The organism is Atrimonas thermophila, assembly GCF_045864955.1.
GTDB classification, from domain to species: domain Bacteria; phylum Atribacterota; class Atribacteria; order Atribacterales; family Thermatribacteraceae; genus Thermatribacter; species Thermatribacter velox.
This window is the reverse complement of record NZ_AP028803.1, coordinates 2,122,127-2,142,361: the sequence shown is the minus strand read 5'-3', so window position 1 is coordinate 2,142,361 and position 20,235 is coordinate 2,122,127. Positions and strand designations below refer to the sequence as shown.

At 47.6% G+C, this 20,235-nt stretch carries 23 protein-coding genes and 2 tRNA genes; 3 read left to right on the top strand and 22 right to left on the bottom strand.

Annotation, left to right across the window (positions count from 1 at the left end; all coding sequences use genetic code 11):
- Positions 1-10 precede the first annotated feature (10 nt).
- The 4 genes from ACKTT1_RS11155 to tadA form a co-directional block, all read right to left on the bottom strand.
- Positions 11-334, bottom strand: a complete 324-nt coding sequence (locus ACKTT1_RS11155) for an L-rhamnose mutarotase (RefSeq protein ID WP_369018290.1) — start codon at positions 332-334, stop codon at positions 11-13.
- An 80-nt stretch (positions 335-414) separates the two neighbouring features.
- A complete protein-coding gene (locus tag ACKTT1_RS11150) occupies positions 415-654 on the bottom strand; it encodes a hypothetical protein (protein WP_412709633.1) in 240 nt (79 codons plus the stop codon).
- Positions 655-787: 133 nt separating this feature from the next.
- A tRNA-Ser gene (locus ACKTT1_RS11145) sits at positions 788-883 on the bottom strand.
- A complete protein-coding gene (gene tadA / locus ACKTT1_RS11140) occupies positions 836-1,336 on the bottom strand; it encodes a tRNA adenosine(34) deaminase TadA (protein WP_369019447.1) in 501 nt (166 codons plus the stop codon). Before tadA ends, ACKTT1_RS11145 begins: the two co-directional genes overlap by 48 nt.
- Positions 1,337-1,569: 233 nt before the next feature.
- Here tadA and ACKTT1_RS11135 point away from each other — a divergent pair, with 233 nt between their 5' ends.
- Genes ACKTT1_RS11135 through ACKTT1_RS11125 form a run of 3 tightly spaced genes read left to right on the top strand, consistent with a single transcriptional unit; the run spans position 1,570 to position 5,211 of the window.
- Positions 1,570-2,487 carry a hypothetical protein gene (locus tag ACKTT1_RS11135; RefSeq protein WP_369018292.1) on the top strand — a complete coding sequence of 306 codons (918 nt, stop codon included), beginning with the start codon at positions 1,570-1,572 and terminating at the stop codon, positions 2,485-2,487.
- Positions 2,480-3,580 carry an NAD/NADP-dependent octopine/nopaline dehydrogenase family protein gene (locus ACKTT1_RS11130; RefSeq protein WP_369018293.1) on the top strand — a complete coding sequence of 367 codons (1,101 nt, stop codon included), beginning with the start codon at positions 2,480-2,482 and terminating at the stop codon, positions 3,578-3,580. The genes ACKTT1_RS11135 and ACKTT1_RS11130 overlap by 8 nt, the downstream gene beginning before the upstream one ends.
- Complete coding sequence (locus tag ACKTT1_RS11125) at positions 3,577-5,211, top strand: methionine synthase (protein WP_412709632.1); 1,635 nt, start codon at positions 3,577-3,579, stop codon at positions 5,209-5,211. Before ACKTT1_RS11130 ends, ACKTT1_RS11125 begins: the two co-directional genes overlap by 4 nt.
- A 64-nt stretch (positions 5,212-5,275) precedes the next feature.
- On the opposite strand, the gene ACKTT1_RS11120 is transcribed toward ACKTT1_RS11125, so the two are convergent.
- From ACKTT1_RS11120 to nfi, 18 genes are all read right to left on the bottom strand, one after another.
- Positions 5,276-5,641 (bottom strand): S1 RNA-binding domain-containing protein, encoded by a 366-nt coding sequence (locus tag ACKTT1_RS11120; protein WP_369018295.1) that lies wholly within the window; start codon positions 5,639-5,641, stop codon positions 5,276-5,278.
- A 62-nt stretch (positions 5,642-5,703) separates the two neighbouring features.
- Positions 5,704-5,937: an FtsB family cell division protein gene (locus ACKTT1_RS11115; protein WP_369018296.1), complete on the bottom strand. Its 234-nt coding sequence runs from the start codon at positions 5,935-5,937 to the stop codon at positions 5,704-5,706.
- Positions 5,938-5,989: 52 nt separating this feature from the next.
- The gene (eno, locus tag ACKTT1_RS11110; protein WP_412709631.1) at positions 5,990-7,273 is read right to left on the bottom strand and encodes a phosphopyruvate hydratase; all 1,284 of its coding nucleotides are present in this window, start codon (positions 7,271-7,273) and stop codon (positions 5,990-5,992) included.
- Positions 7,274-7,316: 43 nt separating this feature from the next.
- A complete protein-coding gene (locus ACKTT1_RS11105) occupies positions 7,317-7,697 on the bottom strand; it encodes a cyclophilin-like fold protein (protein ID WP_369018298.1) in 381 nt (126 codons plus the stop codon).
- Entirely contained in the window at positions 7,678-8,823 is a 1,146-nt protein-coding gene (locus ACKTT1_RS11100; RefSeq protein ID WP_369019448.1) for a glycerate kinase, read from the bottom strand. The genes ACKTT1_RS11105 and ACKTT1_RS11100 overlap by 20 nt, the downstream gene beginning before the upstream one ends.
- 5 nt (positions 8,824-8,828) lie before the next feature.
- Positions 8,829-9,092: an RNA-binding S4 domain-containing protein gene (locus tag ACKTT1_RS11095; protein ID WP_369018299.1), complete on the bottom strand. Its 264-nt coding sequence runs from the start codon at positions 9,090-9,092 to the stop codon at positions 8,829-8,831.
- Complete coding sequence (locus ACKTT1_RS11090; protein ID WP_369018300.1) at positions 9,082-9,510, bottom strand: hypothetical protein; 429 nt, start codon at positions 9,508-9,510, stop codon at positions 9,082-9,084. Before ACKTT1_RS11090 ends, ACKTT1_RS11095 begins: the two co-directional genes overlap by 11 nt.
- Complete coding sequence (mazG, locus tag ACKTT1_RS11085; protein ID WP_369018301.1) at positions 9,480-10,268, bottom strand: nucleoside triphosphate pyrophosphohydrolase; 789 nt, start codon at positions 10,266-10,268, stop codon at positions 9,480-9,482. The genes ACKTT1_RS11090 and mazG overlap by 31 nt, the downstream gene beginning before the upstream one ends.
- Positions 10,255-13,368: a transcription-repair coupling factor gene (mfd, locus tag ACKTT1_RS11080; RefSeq protein WP_412709630.1), complete on the bottom strand. Its 3,114-nt coding sequence runs from the start codon at positions 13,366-13,368 to the stop codon at positions 10,255-10,257. The genes mazG and mfd overlap by 14 nt, the downstream gene beginning before the upstream one ends.
- Before the next feature lie 26 nt (positions 13,369-13,394).
- A complete protein-coding gene (locus ACKTT1_RS11075) occupies positions 13,395-13,985 on the bottom strand; it encodes a hypothetical protein (protein ID WP_412709629.1) in 591 nt (196 codons plus the stop codon).
- Complete coding sequence (pth, locus tag ACKTT1_RS11070) at positions 13,972-14,586, bottom strand: aminoacyl-tRNA hydrolase (protein WP_369018304.1); 615 nt, start codon at positions 14,584-14,586, stop codon at positions 13,972-13,974. The genes ACKTT1_RS11075 and pth overlap by 14 nt, the downstream gene beginning before the upstream one ends.
- Entirely contained in the window at positions 14,586-15,245 is a 660-nt protein-coding gene (locus tag ACKTT1_RS11065; protein ID WP_369018305.1) for a 50S ribosomal protein L25/general stress protein Ctc, read from the bottom strand. Before ACKTT1_RS11065 ends, pth begins: the two co-directional genes overlap by 1 nt.
- Positions 15,246-15,263: 18 nt before the next feature.
- Positions 15,264-16,229: a ribose-phosphate diphosphokinase gene (locus ACKTT1_RS11060; protein WP_412709628.1), complete on the bottom strand. Its 966-nt coding sequence runs from the start codon at positions 16,227-16,229 to the stop codon at positions 15,264-15,266.
- Positions 16,226-17,629, bottom strand: coding sequence for a bifunctional UDP-N-acetylglucosamine diphosphorylase/glucosamine-1-phosphate N-acetyltransferase GlmU (glmU, locus tag ACKTT1_RS11055; protein ID WP_412709627.1), 1,404 nt, complete (start codon positions 17,627-17,629; stop codon positions 16,226-16,228). The genes ACKTT1_RS11060 and glmU overlap by 4 nt, the downstream gene beginning before the upstream one ends.
- Before the next feature lie 66 nt (positions 17,630-17,695).
- Positions 17,696-17,769, bottom strand: a tRNA-Gln gene (locus ACKTT1_RS11050).
- 60 nt (positions 17,770-17,829) lie between these two features.
- Entirely contained in the window at positions 17,830-19,194 is a 1,365-nt protein-coding gene (locus ACKTT1_RS11045; RefSeq protein WP_412709626.1) for a PFL family protein, read from the bottom strand.
- A 14-nt stretch (positions 19,195-19,208) separates the two neighbouring features.
- On the bottom strand, positions 19,209-19,529 hold the full coding sequence (locus tag ACKTT1_RS11040; RefSeq protein WP_412709625.1) for an ACT domain-containing protein: 321 nt from the start codon (positions 19,527-19,529) through the stop codon (positions 19,209-19,211).
- Positions 19,504-20,211, bottom strand: coding sequence for a deoxyribonuclease V (gene nfi, locus ACKTT1_RS11035; protein ID WP_412709624.1), 708 nt, complete (start codon positions 20,209-20,211; stop codon positions 19,504-19,506). Before nfi ends, ACKTT1_RS11040 begins: the two co-directional genes overlap by 26 nt.
- Positions 20,212-20,235: the final 24 nt, after the last annotated feature.

Sequence of the window (20,235 nt, the reverse complement as noted above, 5' to 3'; positions counted from 1 at the left end):
TCTTTCCCTTTTAATCAACATGGAATACTTCTTCCATTTCTGCCCACCATTCTCCCTCTTTGCGGGTTTCCAGGGGTTCCTGGCAGGGTTTGCAAAGCTTCCACCATTCCTGAGTTACCGGATCTTGAGCCATCTTCTTCATGTCTTCTTCGTAATTATCGCCCACATATTCATAGTAACTAAAAAGATACCCATCTTTGTAGAAGATGCTGTAGTTACGAATATTGCACTCTTTAATAGTTTTGAGCACTCCTGGCCATACGTTCTGGTGCAGCTTCTTGTATTCTTCCAGTTTTTCAGGTTTTACTTTGATTACCATGCCATACCTTTTCAAGCATTGTTCCTCCCTTCTGACCAGTGCCGGGTTTATATGTCGGTTCCTCAAAGACTGAAAAACTCTCAGAATTTGCGCTTTCAGCTTTCACTTACTTCCAGCGCTGCTTTTTCGTAGATTTCTTTAGCGATTGATTTGATGTCCGCTCCTTCAGGAAGCAGGACGTAATGTTTAGGGTCTCCGGCAACCTGAAGTATCTTTGCGTTTGTTCCCAGTTCTCGGGCTTTTTCCTGTGCAGCTTCTTTTGATTCACACAGGGCTACCTGGCCACCATACTTTTTAACAATGTTTTTGAGTTCCTGCATTTGCCAGCCTTTCATGGGTCATCCCCTCCGTACTGGTTTTTTAAAGCTTAGTCGTTTGCCGAGTTTTGTAGCTGGTGCTTGCAGTGGTATACGTGCATTTGTGGTGAAGTTATTGCGAGCTTTGTTGTTCCTTTAAATTCCTTGGGCCTGGCGGAGAGGGTGGGATTCGAACCCACGAGGCAAGCTCTGCACCTGCCTACTCGATTTCGAGTCGAGCGCCTTCGTCCAGCTCGGCCACCTCTCCGCTCTGTTCTCTCTTTATTTTAAAATATTGTTTCAGGATTTGGCTACACTTTTCTGCAAGTAATCCTCCTTCTATTTCAGTGGTATGGTTAAAAAGCCCGGGTTGAAAGAGGTTAATTTTGCTTCCTGCTGCACCAGCCTTAGGATCTCTGGCACCGAAATAGACTTTATGAATCCGGGCCTGAATTATGGCACCAGCACACATGGGACAGGGTTCAAGGGTCACGTACAGAATACAATTTTCCAGTCTCCAGGTACCAAGTTCCTGGGAAGCCTTACGAATGGTTTCTATTTCTGCATGTGAAGTAACATCCTGCAGTTTTTCCCGGCGGTTGTGACCACAGGATACAATTTGCCCGTTTTTGACCAGGCAAGCCCCAACTGGGACTTCGTCTTCCTGGAAAGCCTGCCAGGCTTCCTTTAAAGCTATTTCCATGAATTTTTTGTGGTCCATGCGCTTATTATAGCAAAGGAGCTGATGCTTTCTGGGTGCAAAATTTGCAAGAAAGCGCCGGTTTATGATAAATTTAAAGAGCACTATTTGCTCTTATTCCAGCAGAAATTCTGCTTCCGGCTTTATTACGCCAGAGGAGGTGAAACGCTATTACTATCAGGAGAATTTGTATTGCTTACAGCCAGAGCGTCTTCGAGGAGCGGGAAAGTCGCTATTATCAACTGCAACCTGATTTGAAAGGTAAGACCCTGGAACTCATAGAGCAATCTTTGAGAGAGCTTTCTCTGGAAGTGGTAAGACTGAATGTTGACCAGCCCTTACCAGAGCTTATTGATTTCTTCGCTCGAGGCGAGGTGGATTTCGTTTTTAATCTTGCAGTTTCAGCAGCACGAATTTATAATCAGTCCTTTCTCCCCTCTATTTTTGACTCCATGGGTATCCCCTACCTTGGTTCCAGCTCCACTGTCCACTCCCTGTGTTTGGACCGCAGTTTGGTTAAGCTTTCTCTGCGAGGTATTGGCGTGCCCACGCCCTCGTATTTTTTATGGTCACCCAACCTGGAAATTCCCGAGAACCTGGATTTGCCGTTTATCATCAAGCCCCGTTTCAGAATTCAGGATAACCTTATTGATATGAGCTCTTTAATCACTGAAGAGTCCCGCTTAAAGGAAGCCCTGGAAGATTTTTATCGAAAGAGTATGGAGAAATTACTGGTTGAAAAGTTTGTTGCAGGCCGTGAATTGGTGATAGGTATATGGGGCAACGACCGGGAACTGGAGGTTCTGCCCATTATGGAAGTAAACCTGAGCAAAGAAAAACCCATTCGTGATCCGGAACTCAAAAACCGCAGGGGTTACGTCATTGATGTTGCCTGTCCTTCGGACCTTTCTGAGGAGCAAAAAACACTTGTGGAGAACATGGCTCTTAAGATATACCGGGAATTGAACCTACGTGATTTTGCGACCTTCCACTGTATTTTTGCAGAAAAAGAAGGCATGCCTTTCTTTTTCGAAATCAATTCCTTGCCCTTGCTACATCCTCGTCACAGTGCTTTTCCCGAAATGTGTAGCGTTGCTGGCTTTAGTTACCAGGAAATGGTTAGACGTCTCCTGGAAATCGCTGCAAAAAGGTTGGAGTTGCAATATGAGTGAGCAAATTACTTTTGCAATACTGGGTGCCGGTCATGGTGGTCAGGCGTTAGCGGGATATCTGGCTCTTAAGGGTTTTCCGGTTCATCTTTTCAACCGCAGCCCGGAGAGGATTGGGTCTGTGAAAATCATGGGTGGTGTTCAGTTGGAGGGGGAAATTCAAGGTTTTGCTCCTCTGAAGCTGGTGACCTCTGACATTGGTGAGGCTGTAAAGGGTGCCAAGGTTATCATGGTAGTAGTTCCAGCAACTGGACACCGCTTCCTGGCAGAAATCATGTCTCCTTATCTTGAGGATGGCCAAATCGTGGTTTTGAACCCTGGCAGGACCGGTGGAGCTCTTGAAGTCAAGCATGTTTTTCAGGAGCGGGGAGTAAAAGCAGAAGTCATCGTTGCCGAAGCACAAACTTTTATTTTCGCAAGCCGGGTCACTGGTCCGGCTCAGGCACGCATTTTCAGGATTAAAAACAGTATTCCAGTTGCTGCCATCCCGGCCTATAAAACGGTAGAAGTGGTGCGAACTTTGCGTCAGGCTTTGCCCCAGTTTGTTCCCGAAGACAACGTTTTGAAGACCAGCTTCAACAACATTGGAGCCGTTTTCCATCCCACCCTAACTATTCTGAATGCCGGGCGCATCGAAAGCACTCATGGGGAGTTTGACTATTATATGGAAGGGATTACTCCTTCGGTGGCCTTGATTCTTGAAGCTGTGGATCAGGAAAGAGTTAAGGTTGCTGAGGCCTTGGGAGTGAGAGCGGTTACTGCAAGAGAATGGTTGTACTCAGCGTATGATGCTTACGGACGCAACCTCTACGAGGCCATTCAAAACAACCCTGGTTATCGGGGTATTAAAGCGCCTTCCACCATTTTTCATCGCTACATTACCGAAGATGTGCCCATGAGTCTGGTTCCCATTGCTTCTTTTGGCAAAATGCTGGGAGTTCCCACACCTACCATCGATGCCCTTATTCATCTTGCTTCACTGTTACACGGGAGAAATTACTTTTTGGAAGGGAGAACCGTTGAGAAACTGGGAGTTGCGGGTATGTCTGTGAAAGAAATTCGGGAAATGGTGGTTGTTGAGGAGGAGAAGCTATGACTTCGCAAAAATTAATCATTGGTGCTTCGATAGGAAACTGCGTGCATGTTGCAGGCATTTACCGTTTTCTAAGCCTGGCAGAGGAATACGGGTATAAATCGATTTTTCTGGGTCCAGCTGTTCCCATTGAAAAGCTGGTTCAGGAAATTGTCAACCACAAACCACAAAAGGTGATTGTTGGTTACCGCTTGAGCGAAGATGCTGCACGTTCCCTTTTCAGAGAGCTCCGAGACGCTCTGAAAGCAAAGGGCCTGGAGGGCAAGCTGGAGCTTATTTTAAGCTGCACACCTTCTTTGAAGTCCATCGCCGAGGAAATAGGTATTTTCAACTTCATCTTTACTGGAGAGGAAACTTTTCAAGAAATTCTGGAAAGCATCTCTGATAGGCCAAGGACGACCCCTGAGGAAAGGTACCCCCAGAATTTGCCTGAACGCATAGCTTCCAGAAAGCCCTTTCCCATCTTGCGTCACCACTTTGGCCTGCCCACGGTGGAGGAAACGGTACAGGGTGTGAGCAGGATTGCTGAGGCAAAAGTGATCGATGTGATTTCTCTTGGTCCTGACCAGAATGCACAGGAATTTTTCTTTCGCCCTGAACAGATGATTCCCGAACGTAGCGGTGCAGGAGGGGTACCACTGCGCAACAAAGAGGACCTGGAGCAGATTTATAAGGCTTCGCGCCGAGGGAATTATCCCTTGCTGCGCTGTTACAGTGGAACTAATGACCTTGTAAAGTGGGCACATCTTTTGAAAGAGACCATTAATATTGCCTGGGGAGCAGTGCCCCTCACTTGGTATAGTGTCCTCGATGGTCGCAGCAAGCGTTCTCTTGAGGAAGCAATTCGAGAAAATCAGGAAGCTATGAAAACCTATGCTTCCTTAGGCGTGCCTCTTGAAGTAAATGAGTCACACCAGTGGAGCCTGAGAGACGCTCCTGATTCGGTGGCCGTTGCTTCGTTTTATCTTGCTGCTTACAATGCGAAAAAAGCTGGAGCCCGTTTTTACGTTGCCCAGTATATGCTCAACACGCCTCCTGGCATTTCTCCTGTGGCTGACCTGGCTAAAATGCTTGCCAAGAGGGAACTCATTGCAGAGCTGATTGATGACGAGTTTACGGTTTTTACTCAGGTTCGAGGTGGTCTGGCTCATTTTTCTGCGGATCTCAATCTGGCTAAGGGGCAGCTCGGCGCTTCTACTGCTTTGGGTCTCTTCCTGGAACCAGACATCATCCATGTGGTTGGTTTCTGTGAGGCTGTTCACCTTGCTCGCCCGGAGGAAGTGATTGAAAGTGCCCAGATTGTTAACGGAGTCCTGAAAGACCTTCTTTTTGGATTGCCTTCGATAGAAGGGGATGCTTTCATCAAAGAGCGCAAAGAAGAGCTTAAAGAGGAAGGACGCTTAATTCTGGAGGCAATCCGCAAGCTGGGAGAAAAAGAAGAGGATTCTTTTACTTCTCCTCGGGTCATTGCTGAAGCAGTAAGAAGAGGCATTCTGGATGCTCCACATCTTCTGGGTAATCCGGAAGCTCTGGGTAGAACGCAAACCAGGGTTATCAAAGGCGTTTTACGCTGTGTGAACGAAAAGGGCGAAATAATCACTGAGAAAGAAAGACTGCGTGCTTTAGGTTTTTAATGGTTTTTGACAGGTTTTTTTTCAGGTCCGGCACAGAGGCTTTATATGCCGGACCTGAAAGTTTTTACCGTCTTCTTTTGGTGTCCCGGGAAGTTTTCAGGCTGGCCAGCTTTTCCTGACTTTCTTTCAAGAAACGGCTCATTTTTTGCTCCAGAGTTGCTTTGCTCTGCTCCAGTTTGGTTGCGTACTCTTTTTCTTCGTCTACAACTCTTTTTAGAGATAGGTCGATTTTGCCGTCCGGGGAGACTCGGAGTACTTTTACTTTGACCCGGTCGTTTACTTTGAGAAAATCGTTGACGTCCTTTACAAACTGGTTAGAAATTTCTGAAATGTGGATGAGGCCTTTGCTCCCATCTTCAAGTTCGACGAATGCCCCGAACTTGGCAATGCCTATCACTTTGCCTTCCACGATGCTGTCCACTTCAACCATAAACTACTAAGCTCCTCCTTATTTGAAATTGGGTTAATTATACAAACCTTGCCGAAACTTTGTCAAGGATTTTGAGAGGGAACCAGCTCCACAACAATTTCCCCTGGCTTGACAAGGTTAAGGCGTTCCCGGGCTAATTTCTCTATGTACCAGTCCTGGTGCAGGTATTCTTTTTCTTTCTTCATAGCAGCTATTTCCTGCTGTAATCTTTCTTCTTCTCGGATGAACTGCTCAATCCTTTCGCATGTTTTCCAGTAGATAACCATTTTCTCTAAGAACTGGTTTATCCACAGCAAAAGGACTATGGTAAAAAAAGTGATAAAAAGTATTCTCCAGATATTCAGCTGGTTATTTCTTGGTGGGGAAGACGTCTTTTCCCCTGAAAATGGCCACATCACCAAGTTCCTCTTCAATCCTCAGAAGCTGGTTGTACTTAGCTATGCGTTCAGAACGACAGAGTGAGCCGGTTTTTATCTGTCCTGCATTCGTTGCCACAGCGAGGTCAGCAATGGTAGTATCTTCAGTTTCTCCTGAGCGATGAGAGATTATAGAAGTGTATCCCGCTCTTTTTGCAATTTCAATAGTTTCCAGGGTTTCGCTCAAGGTACCTATTTGATTCAGCTTGATGAGAATAGAATTGCAAGTCTTTTCTCTGATGCCTCGCAAAAGGCGCTCTTTATTGGTTACAAAGAGGTCGTCTCCAACCAGCTGTATTCTTTCACCCAGGGCAAAGGTGAGCTTCTTCCAGCCATCCCAATCTTCTTCGGAGAGGGCGTCTTCGATGGAAACGATGGGGTATTTTTCCACCAGGCTCTGGTAGAACTCGATCATCTCGTCGATGTTCCTTTTCACGCCTTCACGAGAGAAAACGTATATTCCATCCTGGAAAAGCTCGGAAGCAGCGACGTCAAGAGCCAGAAAAACATCCTTCCCTGGTTCATAGCCGGCTGCCTGGATGGCTTCTATGATAACTTCTATGGCTTCTTCGGAAGAATGCAGATTGGGTGCAAAACCTCCCTCGTCGCCCACACCAATTGAGTATCCTCTACGCTTCAGGACCTTGGCAAGGTGATGGAAAACTTCAGCACCCATACGCAAAGCTTCAGCGAAAGAAGGAGCTCCACAGGGTGCAATCATGAATTCCTGAATGTCTACACCGCTATCGGCGTGTTTTCCGCCGTTTAGGATGTTCATAAGGGGCACTGGCAGCTCCCGGGCCCCTACTCCACCTATATAGCGGTAAAGAGGAAGACCGCAGTATTCAGCGGCTGCCTTGGCAACAGCAAGCGAGACCCCCAGTATGGCATTGGCTCCCAGTTTTCCTTTATTAGGTGTTCCATCAAGCTCAATCAGAGTTTTGTCTATTTTACATTGCTCCAGTGCATCAAGACCAATGATTTCAGGGGCGATTATTTCGTTGACGTTTTCGACTGCCTTGCGGACACCTTTTCCCAGGTAACGGTTTTTATCGCCATCTCGCAATTCAACTGCTTCAAAGGTACCAGTGGAAGCACCGGAGGGAACAGCCGCCCTTCCGAAGGCTCCCGAAGCAAGGACTACTTCTACCTCAACAGTAGGGTTGCCGCGTGAATCAAGTATCTCTCTGGCACGAACATCAAAAATGGTACTCATTCAGTTCATCTCCTTTCTAAGTTTATTCTAACTCATTTTATTTTTAGTCCTGGATAAGGGAAATACTGACCTTGCTTCCCGAAACAACCTTTTTCAGCGCTTCATATCCAGATGAAATTTTACCAACCACTTCCACTGCACTTGCTGGGCGTATTTCTTCTCCGCTGCTTATGGGAGTGGGTCCGAAAAAGAGGCACAGACAAGCCCCTTCGGGCCAGTATGCGACATCCCCCTTGGCAACTGTTTCCTGTGGTTTTTCAATATCGCTTTTAAGTGGTATAGCAAAATAGATTTCCTCGCCCCAGGTGTTGACCCGGGTTTCGTAGGGAAGAATACCAGTCAGTTTTTCGGCAAGCTTGCTCTGCAAAAGCTCTGCTTCTATACGTATACCCTGGTCGGGAAATTCAAAAAGTATTTTTTTCATTGTTTTCCCTCCCCAAACAAAGAATTCTGCCCAGGTTGAAGGCAACTTTTTCAAGCAAGAAAGAGGCTTTTTGCATGGCTTCTTGCTCGCTTATCGGCCCGCTGGCAATTGAAAAGGCTGCCAGAATGCCTTCCGGTAATTCTTGGGAAAGCTGTTCCCATTCAATTTTTCCAGCCAGCACAATTAACGGTTTCCCAAACTTCTGGCAGTATTTCATCACCCCATGGATTACTTTACCAAAGAGGGTTTGTTGGTCAAACTTTCCCTCACCGCTGATGACCAAATCAGCGTCCTTGATAGCTTCTTCCAGGCCCACTAGTTGCGCAATGAGTTCTATTCCCTTCACAATGCGTGCTCCCAAAAAAGCGTGTAATGCGGCACCAATTCCTCCTGCTGCACCGGCTCCCTTTAGGTTGTCTACCGAAATCCCAGTTTCCTGGTGTATCAAGCGTGCCCAGTGCTTCAGGCCCTGGTCAAGATATTGTACGTCCTCGGGACTCGCCCCTTTCTGGGGAGCATAAACGTAGCTTGCTCCCTGAGGTCCGTACAGTGGGTTTTCGACGTCACAGGCAATCAGTATCTCGATGCCCTCAGCTTTGAGAAAGGCACTTTGATCGATACTGTGTATTTTGGGAAGGTTGTCGCCTATGCCCTGCAGTTCTCTGCCTTCTGCATCTTTGAAGCGCATGCCCAGAGCCTGTAAGGCTCCGGTTCCTCCATCGCAGGTTGCACTGCCTCCAATTCCCAGCACAATGCGAGGACATTTCCGAAGAATGGCTTCTTTAAGGAGTTCTCCTACTCCATAGGTGGTTGTAAAGCGGGGGTTTCTTTTTTGAGGAGGTACTTGTGGTAATCCTGCGGCCTGAGCGAGTTCAATCACACAGGTACCGTCAGGAAGAAGCCCCATCTTGGCTTTTACTTTTTCGCCCAGCGGTCCGGAAACTTCCTTTTCAATTATCTGGCCCCCGGTTGCCCGGACAATTGACTCCACTGTGCCTTCTCCGCCATCAGCAAGTGGTTTTTCAATGATGGTGAAAGATGTGCTCGCCTTTTCAAGCCCCGAACCAATTGCCTGGCTTGCTTCAAAGCTTTGCAGACTCCCCTTAAAAGAATCCGGGCAGATCACTATTTTCAAAGATCTTCCCCCCTCTTTTCTCTGGAAAGCACTTCATACAGCTCTTCCTGAGGTGGCAGTTTGCGTTCTGGTACCATTTTCACCCTGATTACCATTTTCCAGGCCGGATGCAGCAGAGTGATTTCGTCATCCACCCTTACCCTGTCTCCTGGTTTGGCAGGTCGTCCGTTGATAAGTATTCTGCCACTTCGACAGGCTGTTTGGGCCAGTGTCCTGCGCTTAAAAATCCCGCTGATTTTCAGGTATTTGTCAATTCTCACTTGGTTCCCAGGGAAAAACCGTTTCCTCTCTCGATAGCTCTGGGAAGCAGGAATAATCTCCTCCACTGCCTACTCCCACCAAGTAAACTATGGAAAGAGCGCCTCTTTCTTTTAAGAAGTTTTCTATGTGATGGAGAAGTTGCTCAGGGATTGGATAGGCACTGATTAAGAGCACTCTTTTACCTGGAAGGTTGCCCACTGCTTCCCAGCGGACTTCCTGCTTGCTTTCGTCAAAGTCAAGCGTCCGCAGTTCTCGGTTTAGAAACTGGTTAAGTATACCTGCAATGATAATACCTCCATTACTTGCTCCCACCAGGAGGTCCGGGTTCCATCCCCGGATAAGGGGCAGCAGAACTTCCACTCTTTTCATGAGCTCTTCAAGCGTAATCAGCATGAGTTTTCTTTGGCCTTCTCCCATAAACTATCCATCTCCTCCAGGGATGCTTGAGATGGTTTCTTACCTTGCTTTTCCAGCTCCCTTTCTATAAAGTTGAAACGCTCAGTAAAGCGATCGCAGGTTTTTCTTAGTGCTTCTTCGGGATCAATGTTTAGATGACGGGCCAGGTTCACCAGAGCAAAGACCAGGTCCCCCCATTCTCGCGTCATGCGTTCCTGGTCATTGCTTTTGCGTGCTGCATCCAGTTCTTCGAGCTCTTCCAGGACCTTAGCCCATACTGCGTCGGCATTGTGCCAGTCAAATCCCACCCTGGCCACTCGAGACTGAATGGCGTGTGCACGCAGAAGCGCTGGTAGGTGACGGGGTATCGAGGCAAGCATGCTTTCTCTTTTTTCCTTGCGGTCCTTGATTTCTTCCCAATTTTTCAGTACTTCCTGCACATCCTTGGCTTGCACTTCTCCAAAGACGTGGGGATGTCGCACCCGCATTTTGGAAATTATTTTCTGAAGAACCTGTTCTATGGTGAAAGTACCTTTCTCCTTGCCTATTCTGGCGTGAAAAATGATGTGTAAGAGCATGTCGCCAAGTTCTTCACTAAGGCTTTCTTCGTCCCCCTTGTCGATAGCCTCAAAAGCTTCATAAAGCTCTTCTATCATAAGAGGTTTGAGGGTTTCCCGGGTTTGTTGCTTGTCCCAGGGACAGCCATTTTCTCCCCGCAAAGTGTCAACAATGAAAAGCAGTTCCTGGAAAAGCTCTGAAGCCTCTCTATGTTTGTCCATTTCGGATCACCTTTTCTAAGAGCTGAGCTAACTTTTTGGTACCGATAAATGGCATTCTGAGCGCAGCTCGGTCTTTGTACCTGGTAAGAATTGTTGCTACCGCACTTTCCCGAAAAGCGCTTTGCAACCTGACCAATGCTTCCAAAGGTCCGATAATGAATATTCGTGTTCCTTCCTGCTTAATCTCTTCAACCTGAGTTATTTTAGCATAATACTTGAGCTTTGTGAGAGAAAACAAGGTAGAGACTGGAGGAGGCATTTTCCCAAAGCGGTCTTCCATTTCTTCAGCGATTTTTGCTATTTCTTCCTCGTTCAAAGCTTTGAGCAGCTTCTGGTAATAACGCAGTCTTTCTGACTCAGAAAAAATGTAGTAATCGGGTAGGTAAGCTTCTTCCTTAAGGGAAATTTGAACTGGAAACTCCGAGGGTAACTGCTCGATTTCTCCCTTTAGCCGTGCAATTTCCTCTTCCAGAAGTCGAGAATAGAGGTGAAATCCAACTTCCTGAATAAAGCCGTGCTGTTCCGGACCAAGTATATTCCCAGCTCCGCGAATTTCAAGGTCTCGTAGAGCCAATTTGAAGCCAGAACCGGTTTCAGTGAATTCAAGAAGTGCGTTGAGGCGTTCCCGGGCTTTGTGGTCCAGGTGACGAGGATAAAAGAAATACGCATACGCTTCTCGATTTCCTCTGCCTATTCTCCCGCGTAGTTGATAGAGCTGGGCTAACCCAAAGTGAGTTGCCGGGTCCACGATTAAGGTGTTGACTGAGGGGATATCCAGCCCGATTTCAATGATGGTGGTACAGAGAAGAAGAGGGATTTTGCCCTGATAAAAGTCGGTCATGATTTTTTCCAGTTCTTTGCCGCTCATTCTGCCGTGGGCAAAAGCAAAGTTGATTTTGGGAAACATTTCTCTCAGCTCTTCGGCTATTTTCATTAAATCTTTGATGCGAGGACATACATAGAAAATTTGTCCCTCACGTTCCAACTCCTGAGCGATTGCTTGCTGGATGTACTCTTTTTTGCGGGGCAACACCAAAGTGTGAATGTTTTTTCTCCCCTCAGGTGGCGTTTCAATGCAGCTTATGTCTCGTATTCCCAGTAAGGAGAGATAAAGAGTTCGAGGTATGGGAGTTGCGGTCAAGGTAAGTACGTCCACGCCCACTTTCAGCTGTTTCAGTTTTTCCTTGTGAAAAACACCAAATCGCTGTTCCTCGTCAATGATTAAAAGCCCCAGGTCTTTAAAGGCGATGTCTTTTTGCAACAAACGATGAGTGCCAATTACGATATCCACTTGCCCTTTTTTAATCTGTTCCACAATTTCCCGCTGCTGCGCAAGGCTTTTGAAGCGGTTCAGGACTTCTATCCTAATTGGAAAATCCTTCATCCTTTCTCGGAAGGTTATGTAGTGTTGTTCGGAAAGGAGAGTAGTTGGAGCCAAAAGTGCCACCTGTTTTCCGTCCATAACCGCTTTGAAGGAGGCTCGGACGGCAATCTCGGTCTTTCCAAATCCAACGTCTCCGCAGACCAGGCGGTCCATGGGTTTGGGTGACTCCATGTCTTTTTTTACTTCTTCAATGGTTTTTCTCTGGTCAGGTGTTTCGAGATAGGGGAAAGCCAGCTCCAGCTGTTTCTGCCACGTGGTATCCGGGGAAAAAGCATGTCCTCCTTCCAGTATCCTACGGGCATAAAGCTCGACCAATTCCCTGGCTATTTTGCCTGCTTGTTTCCTGGTTCGCTCTTTAATTTTGCTCCATTCGTCGCTCCCCAAGCGTTGCAGGCGAGGCCTTACCCCTTCACCGCCAACGTACTTTTGCACCAGATGTGCATTGTCTACGGGGACATAGAGCTTGTCTGAAGCAGCATACTCAATTTCTATATAAACCCTGCGCACGCCTTCCACTACCAGTTCTTTCAAACCCTTAAAGATGCCGACACCATGTTCCTCATGAACCACGTAGTCTCCTTCCTTGATTTCTCGCAGCAGCTCTCCTTCCTCGCGAGGCGTGGCTCTCCCAGAAGAAGGATGGGGGTAGGTGAAGCCCAGTATTTCTCGGGCAGAAAATATGGCTAATCCGGTTTCAGGGATACTGAATCCCTGGGGAAGATTGGAAGGCACAATAATGATTTTTTCTTCAGCGTGGATTTCACTGCTAAAAGGGATGGCAGCCTCTCTCAAAATGCTGGCAAGGCTTTCCAGCTTTTCCGCTGGCAGCGTTATCAACACTTTTTGAAAAGCATTTTCCCTGAGGTAACTGAGAAAGCGTTCCATTCGACCACTAAAGAGGGGCAGCGGCTCACTCAATATCTCAACACTGCGGTGCTCTCTCCGGGGTACTATGCCGGAAAAAACCTGGTAGGGGAGACTTAAAGGGCTTTTTTCATGGAAAACATCGTCCCAGAATATGATTCCTTGCACTTTGTTCAGCACTTCCTGAAGAAGCAGTTTTTTAAAACGGCCGCTGGCTGGAATGATTAGCGCTTGTTCCACTTCCGAAAAGGTACGCTGGGTGTCTGCTGTGAAAAGCTTCATTTTTTCCAGTACATTGGCAAACCAGTAGGTTCGTACTGGATGTTCCATCTGGGGGGAGAATATGTCCAGAACCTCTCCTCGTAAGGCAAAAGAGCCAGGTTCTCTTACAAAGTCTTCTCTCTGGTAACCCATTTTTTCCAGTTTTTCAAGCAGGCTGGTGCGTGGGTATTCTCGATTTTTTTCAAGCAAAAGAGAATGTTCCATGAAGAATTCCAGCTCCTCGATTTCGCAGGAAAGGTCTTCGGCTTTAAGCAAAAAAATGGAGAAAGGCTTTTGATTTCGAAGGTGTTCCTGCAGGATAATGCCCTGTCGAGGAGCGTTTTCGAATGTGAAGATGCTGGCTTTCGCATCAAAAAAAAGTGTAGACAGCTCTTCCAGCAGGATTTTAACTTTGTTCTGAGTTTTTCGGTCTGGTACCACGTAAAAAAGCGGCAGACGATACCAAGAAGCAGCAAAGAGTGCAACCAAAGGCCTTATCAGGGCCTCGCTCTTCAGGTGAATAACCTGGTATTGTGCAAGTTGCTGAGTGATGGTTTTCAGAAAAGTCCGCAGTCGGAGAATTACGTCCATTTTAAATTATTGTATATACAGTTTTGCTATTTTTGAAACCAGAGATGGAGTATTCCGTAGGTCATTAGGGCAGAAAAAGCGCTGCCTGCCAAAATCTGGTAAAGGTTATGCTTTTTAAGGTACAAGCGGGCCCAGCCCAAAAGGAAAAGCAGGGCGTATAGCAATGCCCAGGAAGGGTTCAGGTAGTAGACGAGAGCAGTTACTGGCCCTGCTACGCCGGCAAGATGCATACTGATTTTCCAGAAAAGAGAAATGAAAGCGCCCACTGCAGTCACTCCGATGTAGCAGGCGGTTATTCCAAGAAGTGGGTGGGGAGCTTTCAGGAGATAGAGAACCAAAAAGCCTGCTGCATAGAGTGCGGTAATCAAAAGGTAAGGAATAAATCTTTCCCGATGATGTGGAAGGTCGGGATCTGAAACCCTACCTTTTTGGGCCAGCTTGATTACCAGGAGCGTAGGTAGCAGAGTGGCAAAAAGAAACCCAACCAGCCAATAGAAGAGAGCTTTGGAGGGAGGTTGTAAAAAGGAAAAAGAAACTACTCCGTAAAGAAAGGCGGCGACAAAGGTAGGTTGCAGTAAAGCGGAAATTACTTTGGCCAGTCGTTCAGATTTTTGCATCGCTACTTTCTTCGCTCAGTTCCTCCCTCTTTGCGTTGTAAATGTTCATTGCTTTCTGAATGCCTTCTTGCAAGATGCAGTAAATTGCCTCCACGGCTTTTTGCTCTGCTCGCTCAAGGAGTAGCATTTCCTGGGCATCGCTGGGGATGCCCAGAACGTAATCAACCATGAACTCTTTGCGTTCAGGTTTGCCTATTCCCACCCTCACTCTCACAAAGTCCTGAGTGTTCAAGGCTTCGACCAGAGAATTAAGACCTCGATGGCCAGCAGTGCCACCGCCCCTTTTAATGCGCAGGGTACCTGGTGGAAGGTCGATTTCGTCATGAACCACGATTATCTTTTGGGGGTCATCAACTGTAAAGGCCTGGTCTTCCAGGAAGGCCTGCATGGCCACACCACTTCGGTTCATATAGGTCAGTGGTTTTATCAGAAACACCTCTTGGTTGCCGGTCTTAAAGATAGAAAAGCAGTAATAAGGGGTTTTCGAAAAGCAAACTTTTTCCTTGCAGGCAATCCTATCCACCACTCGAAAACCCACGTTGTGCCGGGTAAGGGCGTATTTTTCACCTGGGTTACCCAGACCTACCACAAGATAGGGCACTACTCTTCTGCCTCTCCTCCTTTTTTAATCACTTCGGGCTGAGCTTCTTCCTCTTCTTCGGCTTCGGCAGCTTCCTCTTCAACGCTCACTTCAGGTGGAATTACTGAAACCACCACTTCGTCGGGGCTTTCAGTTATGGTAACTCCCTCTGGTGGTTGGATGTCCCCCACGTGTATGGAGTCGCCAATTTCGAGATTGGAGATGTCCACTTCTATGGCTTCAGGAATGGCATCAGGTAGACATTCCACTTCCAGCTCCTGAGTGGCAAATTCCAAAATGCCTCCTTCCTTAACCCCTTTCGCTTCTCCTTTCAATACCACCGGTATGGAGAGCGATATTTTCTGGTCGCCGAGCACCGCATAGAAGTCCACATGCCATATTTCATCTTTCAGGGGGTTGCGCTGTATGTCCTTAATAATGCCGCGCTGCTTTTCCCCATTTATGGAAAACTCCACCAAATGGTGCATTATGCCCGGTACATGAAGTGCTTTCCGCAACTCGGTTTCTTTCACCTTGACAGGCAATGAGCCTTCCTGGCCGCTACGCCTTGAATAAAGAGTTCCGGGTACCCATCCTGCACGGCGCAGCTTCCTGGCAACTCCTTTCCCTGTGGATTCCCTTTTTTCAAGATTGATCAGAATGGTCTCTTTTTGACTCATTTATGCCACCTCCACTTATTAGACGAAGAGTTCGCTTATAGAGAGTTCCCCATGAATTCTCTTTATGGCCTCTGCAAAGATTGGAGCCACCGAGAGAACTTTTATTTTCGATGAAGAAGTTTTGCTTATCTTTTCGCTAACGTCGATGGTGTTGGTTACCACGACTTCTTTGATGGGGGAATTAGCAATCTTTTCCACTGCCTGACCACTGAAAACAGGATGTGTGGCACAAGCATAAACTTCTTTTGCACCACCCTTTTTAAGCAGGGCTTCGGCTCCTTCAACCAACGTCCCTGCAGTGTCAATGAGGTCGTCAACAATGATGACAGTTTTGTCCTTGACGTCACCAATGATGTTCATGATTTCCACCTGAGCATAGTTAGGACGGTGTTTATCGATAACTGCAAGGTCGACCTGCAAACGGTTGGCAAAGTTTCTTGCTCGGGCGGTGCCGCCTACATCAGGACTGACCACCACCAGATTTTGCAGGTTTTTGGAAGCAAAATAACGAGCAAGCAGTGACTGAGCCGCCAGATTATCAACGGGAATATCAAAAAATCCCTGGATTTGCCCGGCATGAAGGTCCATGGTCAACACCCGGTTGGCTCCAGCGGTTACCAGCAGGTTAGCAACCAGTTTGGCAGAGATGGGTTCTCTGCCTTTAGTTTTCCGGTCTTGCTTAGCATATCCGTAAAAGGGTATGACAGCCGTTATGCGCTTTGCCGAGGCTCTGCTCAAGGCATCTATCATAATGAGGAGTTCCATCAGGTTATCGTTGGCTGGGGGGGACGTGGGCTGAATGACGAACACATCGCAACCACGAACGCTTTCTTCGATGCGGACCCGGATTTCCCCGTTGGGAAACCTTCCCACGTCTGCTCTTCCCAGTGGAACATCCAGATACCAGCAAATTTCCTGTGCCAACGTCGGGTTGGCATTACCAGAAAAGACCTTGAGATGCTGATGGAGGTTCAGATTGATCATTGCTCCTTTTTCATCTCCCGCTCTTTCTTTTTTTGAACCCAGTTTTCCAGGTTTTTTTGCCGAGCACGCGCTATACCCAGGCTCTCTGGCGGAACGTCTCTGGTGATGGTGGAACCAGCCGCGGTGTAGGCACCTCTTCCAATCCTTACTGGAGCAACCAGAGAATTGTTGCTTCCTATAAACACCTCGTCTTCGATAAAAGTGGGGTTTTTCCTGCTTCCGTCGTAGTTACAGGTGATGGTACCAGCACCGATGTTCACTTTTTTCCCAATTTGGGCATCACCCAGGTAGGCAAGGTGCAATGCTTTGGTTCCCGCACCAATGTGCGAGTTTTTCACCTCTACGAAATTTCCTATGCGACACCCTCTCTCAAGTTGTGTGCCCGGGCGCAGGTGGGCAAAAGGTCCGATTTCCACCTCGTCTTCTATCACTGCTCCTTCCACCGCGCTGAAAATGATTTTGCAGCTATTGCCGGTTGTGGTATCAACCAGCAAGCTGAAAGGTCCAATACGGTTGTTTTCTCCTATTTTGCTTTTGCCCTCAATTACCGTTCCCGGATAAAGCCAGGTATTTCTTCCTATTTCTACTTCCCAGTCTACCCAGGTATTTTCAGGGTCTATCATTTTTACGCCCTGTCCAAGCAGTGACTGATTCTTCTGGTTACGCAGGTATGCTGTTACTGCAGCAAGGTCAGAAGGCGTGTTGAGATTGATGAACTCCTCTCTCCAGGGTAGAGTGTAGCTTTTGAGCTTTCGCTTTTCTTTGCAGGCCAGTGCAACCACATCGGTGAGATAAAACTCTCCCTGCTGGTTACAGTTATCAACCCGAGCCAGCAAGTCCTGGATGGTTAGGCGGTCAAAGGCAAAAATGCCGATGTTGACCTCTTTAATGGCAAGGTCTTCAGGTGAGCAGTCTTTTTCTTCCCGGATTTCAAGCACCTCTCCGCATGCGCTGCGGACAATCCTTCCGTATCCTCGAGGGTCTTCTACCAGGGAAGTGGTCAGAGCAACCTCGAGCTGGTTGGCAAGGAAAAAACTGGCAAAGCTACTCAGGGTTTCATGGCGCAAAAGTGGCATATCTGCGTAGATAACCATCACTTTTTCGGTGGAACTCGAGAGTTCAGGTAACGCTGATTGCAGGGCATGTGCTGTTCCCAATGGTCTTTCCTGAAATACCATTTTCAGTCTTGGTTCTTTAGCCAGGAATTCCTGGAGGTATTCTTGCATCTCCTTGCGAATGACCACTGCGATTTCGCCGAACTGGCACGCCTTGATTTCTTCGAACAGGTATGCAAAAAGAGGACGTCCCAGAACCGGGATAAAATTTTTGGGTATCTGGGAGGCCATTCTTTTTCCTTCACCAGCAGCCAGAACGCAAAGAGCCCAGTTGGATAAGTCCATTTTCTCCTCAAGAGCTAAAAATAAAACGCGACTTGCCTCAGTCGCGCTGTTTTATTTATTCCGAACTGGCTGGGGTGGGAGGATTCGAACCTCCGCTCAGGGATCCAAAGTCCCTTGCCTTACCGCTTGGCCACACCCCAGCTTATGCTTCTCCACAAGCAACACAATTATATCCAAAGGGGAAATTACTGTCAATGAAGTCAGTTTTTGAGGCTGGTTATCGGGGCTGGAACGTGACCCCCTCTTTTAATGAACTGACTTCCTAAAAAGCGGTTAACGGGCATCACTACCGTTTCTCCCAGTAGTCCTCCCCAGCTTACCCGGTCTCCGGCTTTTTTGCCAGGGACAGGGATGATGCGTACACCAGTTGTTTTATGGTTAATAACTCCGATAGCTATTTCATCGGCCATGATGCAGGAAATCACTTCCGAAGGAGTGTCTCCGGGAATGGCAATCATGTCCAGTCCTACCGAGCAAACGCTGGTGAGTGCTTCCAGTTTTTCCATGCTCAGCGCACCGCACAAAGCGGCTTCATTCATGGCAGCATCCTCACTTACTGGGATGAAAGCTCCACTCAAGCCTCCCACTCGGGAAGAAGCCATAGTGCCCCCCTTTTTGCAGGCATCGGTCAGCAAGGCAAGGGCCAGCGTGGTTCCCCAGGCACCACATTTTTCTATCCCCATGGCTTGAATCACTTCGGCAACGCTGTCGCCAACCCGCGGTGTGGGAGCTAAGGAAAGGTCCACAATTCCGAATTCTACCTTCAGGCGGGAAGCTACAGCCCTGCCAATCAACTCGCCCACTCTGGTAATTTTGAAGGCTGTGCGTTTGATTATTTCGGCGAGTTCTCCTAAGGAAGCTTGGGGATTCCGCTCCACCACTTCCTTGACCACCCCAGGACCGCTGACTCCAACATTGATGACTGCTTCAGGTTCACCTACCCCATGAAAGGCGCCAGCCATAAAGGGGTTGTCTTCCGGGGCATTGGCAAAGACCACCAGTTTGGCGCAGGCGATAGCATCTCGGTGAGCGCTTAAGGCAGCAGTTTCTTTAATGACCTCCCCCATCATCAGTATTCCATCCACGTTGATACCGCTTTTTGAAGAAGCAACGTTCACAGAACCGCAAATACGCTCTGTGCCTGCAAGTATCTGGGGTAGATTGTGGATAAAAACCTCTTCGGCTTTGGTACAACCCTTGTGAATGAGCGCTGAAAAGCCGCCTACAAAGTCCACCCGCAGCGATGCGGCAAGATTGTCAATATCCTGGGCCAGTTCCAGCAATTCCTGAGGTTCATCTTCGGCTTTGAAAAGCAATGCCATAGGAGTAAGGGCAATTCTGCGGTTAACAATGGGTATTCCATAAATCAGAGCGATTTCTTCCACCACCTGGTGAAAATCACCAGCTATTTTTTCAATTTTTTCAACTATCCGTTTTCGGGTTCGCTGGAGGGTATCCAGGCGACAGTCCAGAATGTTTATACCCAGAGTTACCGTGCGCACATCCAGGTTCTGAAGCTGGAGCATGCGCAATGTTTCCAGAATTTCAGAGCGGTCAAAAAGCATGGCCTACGTTCTCCTTATATGCGGTGCATGGCGTGAAATACTTCTGCGTGCTGCATAAAGACTTTGACTCCTATCGCCTCTCCTTGTCGGGTTAGCGCTTCCTTCAGGGTTTTGAGGTCGGTGGTGCAACGGGAAATATCCCCAATTAAAATCATTGTGAAGTATTCGCCGAGTATTTTCTGGGTGATATCTTCGATATTCACCTGGTATTGTGCCAGAACCGAAGTTATACCTGCAATGATGCCAATGTGGTCAAGCCCCACCACAGTTATCACCACTTTGTTGTGGTGGCTGGGCTTTTCTCCAAGTTCAGAAAACAGTATTTCCTGGTCCAAGGTCTTGGCCCTCCTTTTTAAGCTTTTGAGATAACTGGTGCGCTATGCGGGTTGGCTCCGGAAGGCGGTACCTACCTGTTGCCTTGAGAGCCCACCTGAGAGCACCTTCCAGGCTGATTTTGTGTCCAGGGGAAACGTAAATGGGTTTCACGTTCTTGCGGGTACGCACTGCAAAACCCACCTGCTTTTCCTGATAGTAAAGCGGTGAATAAGCTCCTTTTTCAGGGGGAGGTGGTTCAAATTCTCCAATCAGGGGTTTTTTGGCAATGCCTATGGAGACCAGGTCAAAGAGCACACCGATATGACTGGCCAGGCCCACCCCGCGGGGATGGGCTATGCCCTGTCCGTCAAAAAACCAGAGCTGGGGTTCCTTTTTTATCCGGGAAAGCGCTTTCTCTATAGCTGGACCCTCCCTGAAGGATAAAAAACCAGGGATATACGGAAAGGAAGCAGGAGCCTTGCCTACCTGAACTTCCAGAAGCTGAAACTCGGGAAAGGAAAGCACCACAGCAACTGCCATTGAAAAGCCACTTTTAAGGTAGGAAACATCGATGCCCCCAATGCAGTTTACAGAAGCATCTTCCAGGGTGTAATGCAGGGAGATTCTTCTTTCCAGTTCTTTTTGAATGGTAAGCGCTTCTTCTATTGATACTCGGAAAGGAAAAGGAAGAATTTTCTCCATAACAGGAGAATTGTAACGCACTTT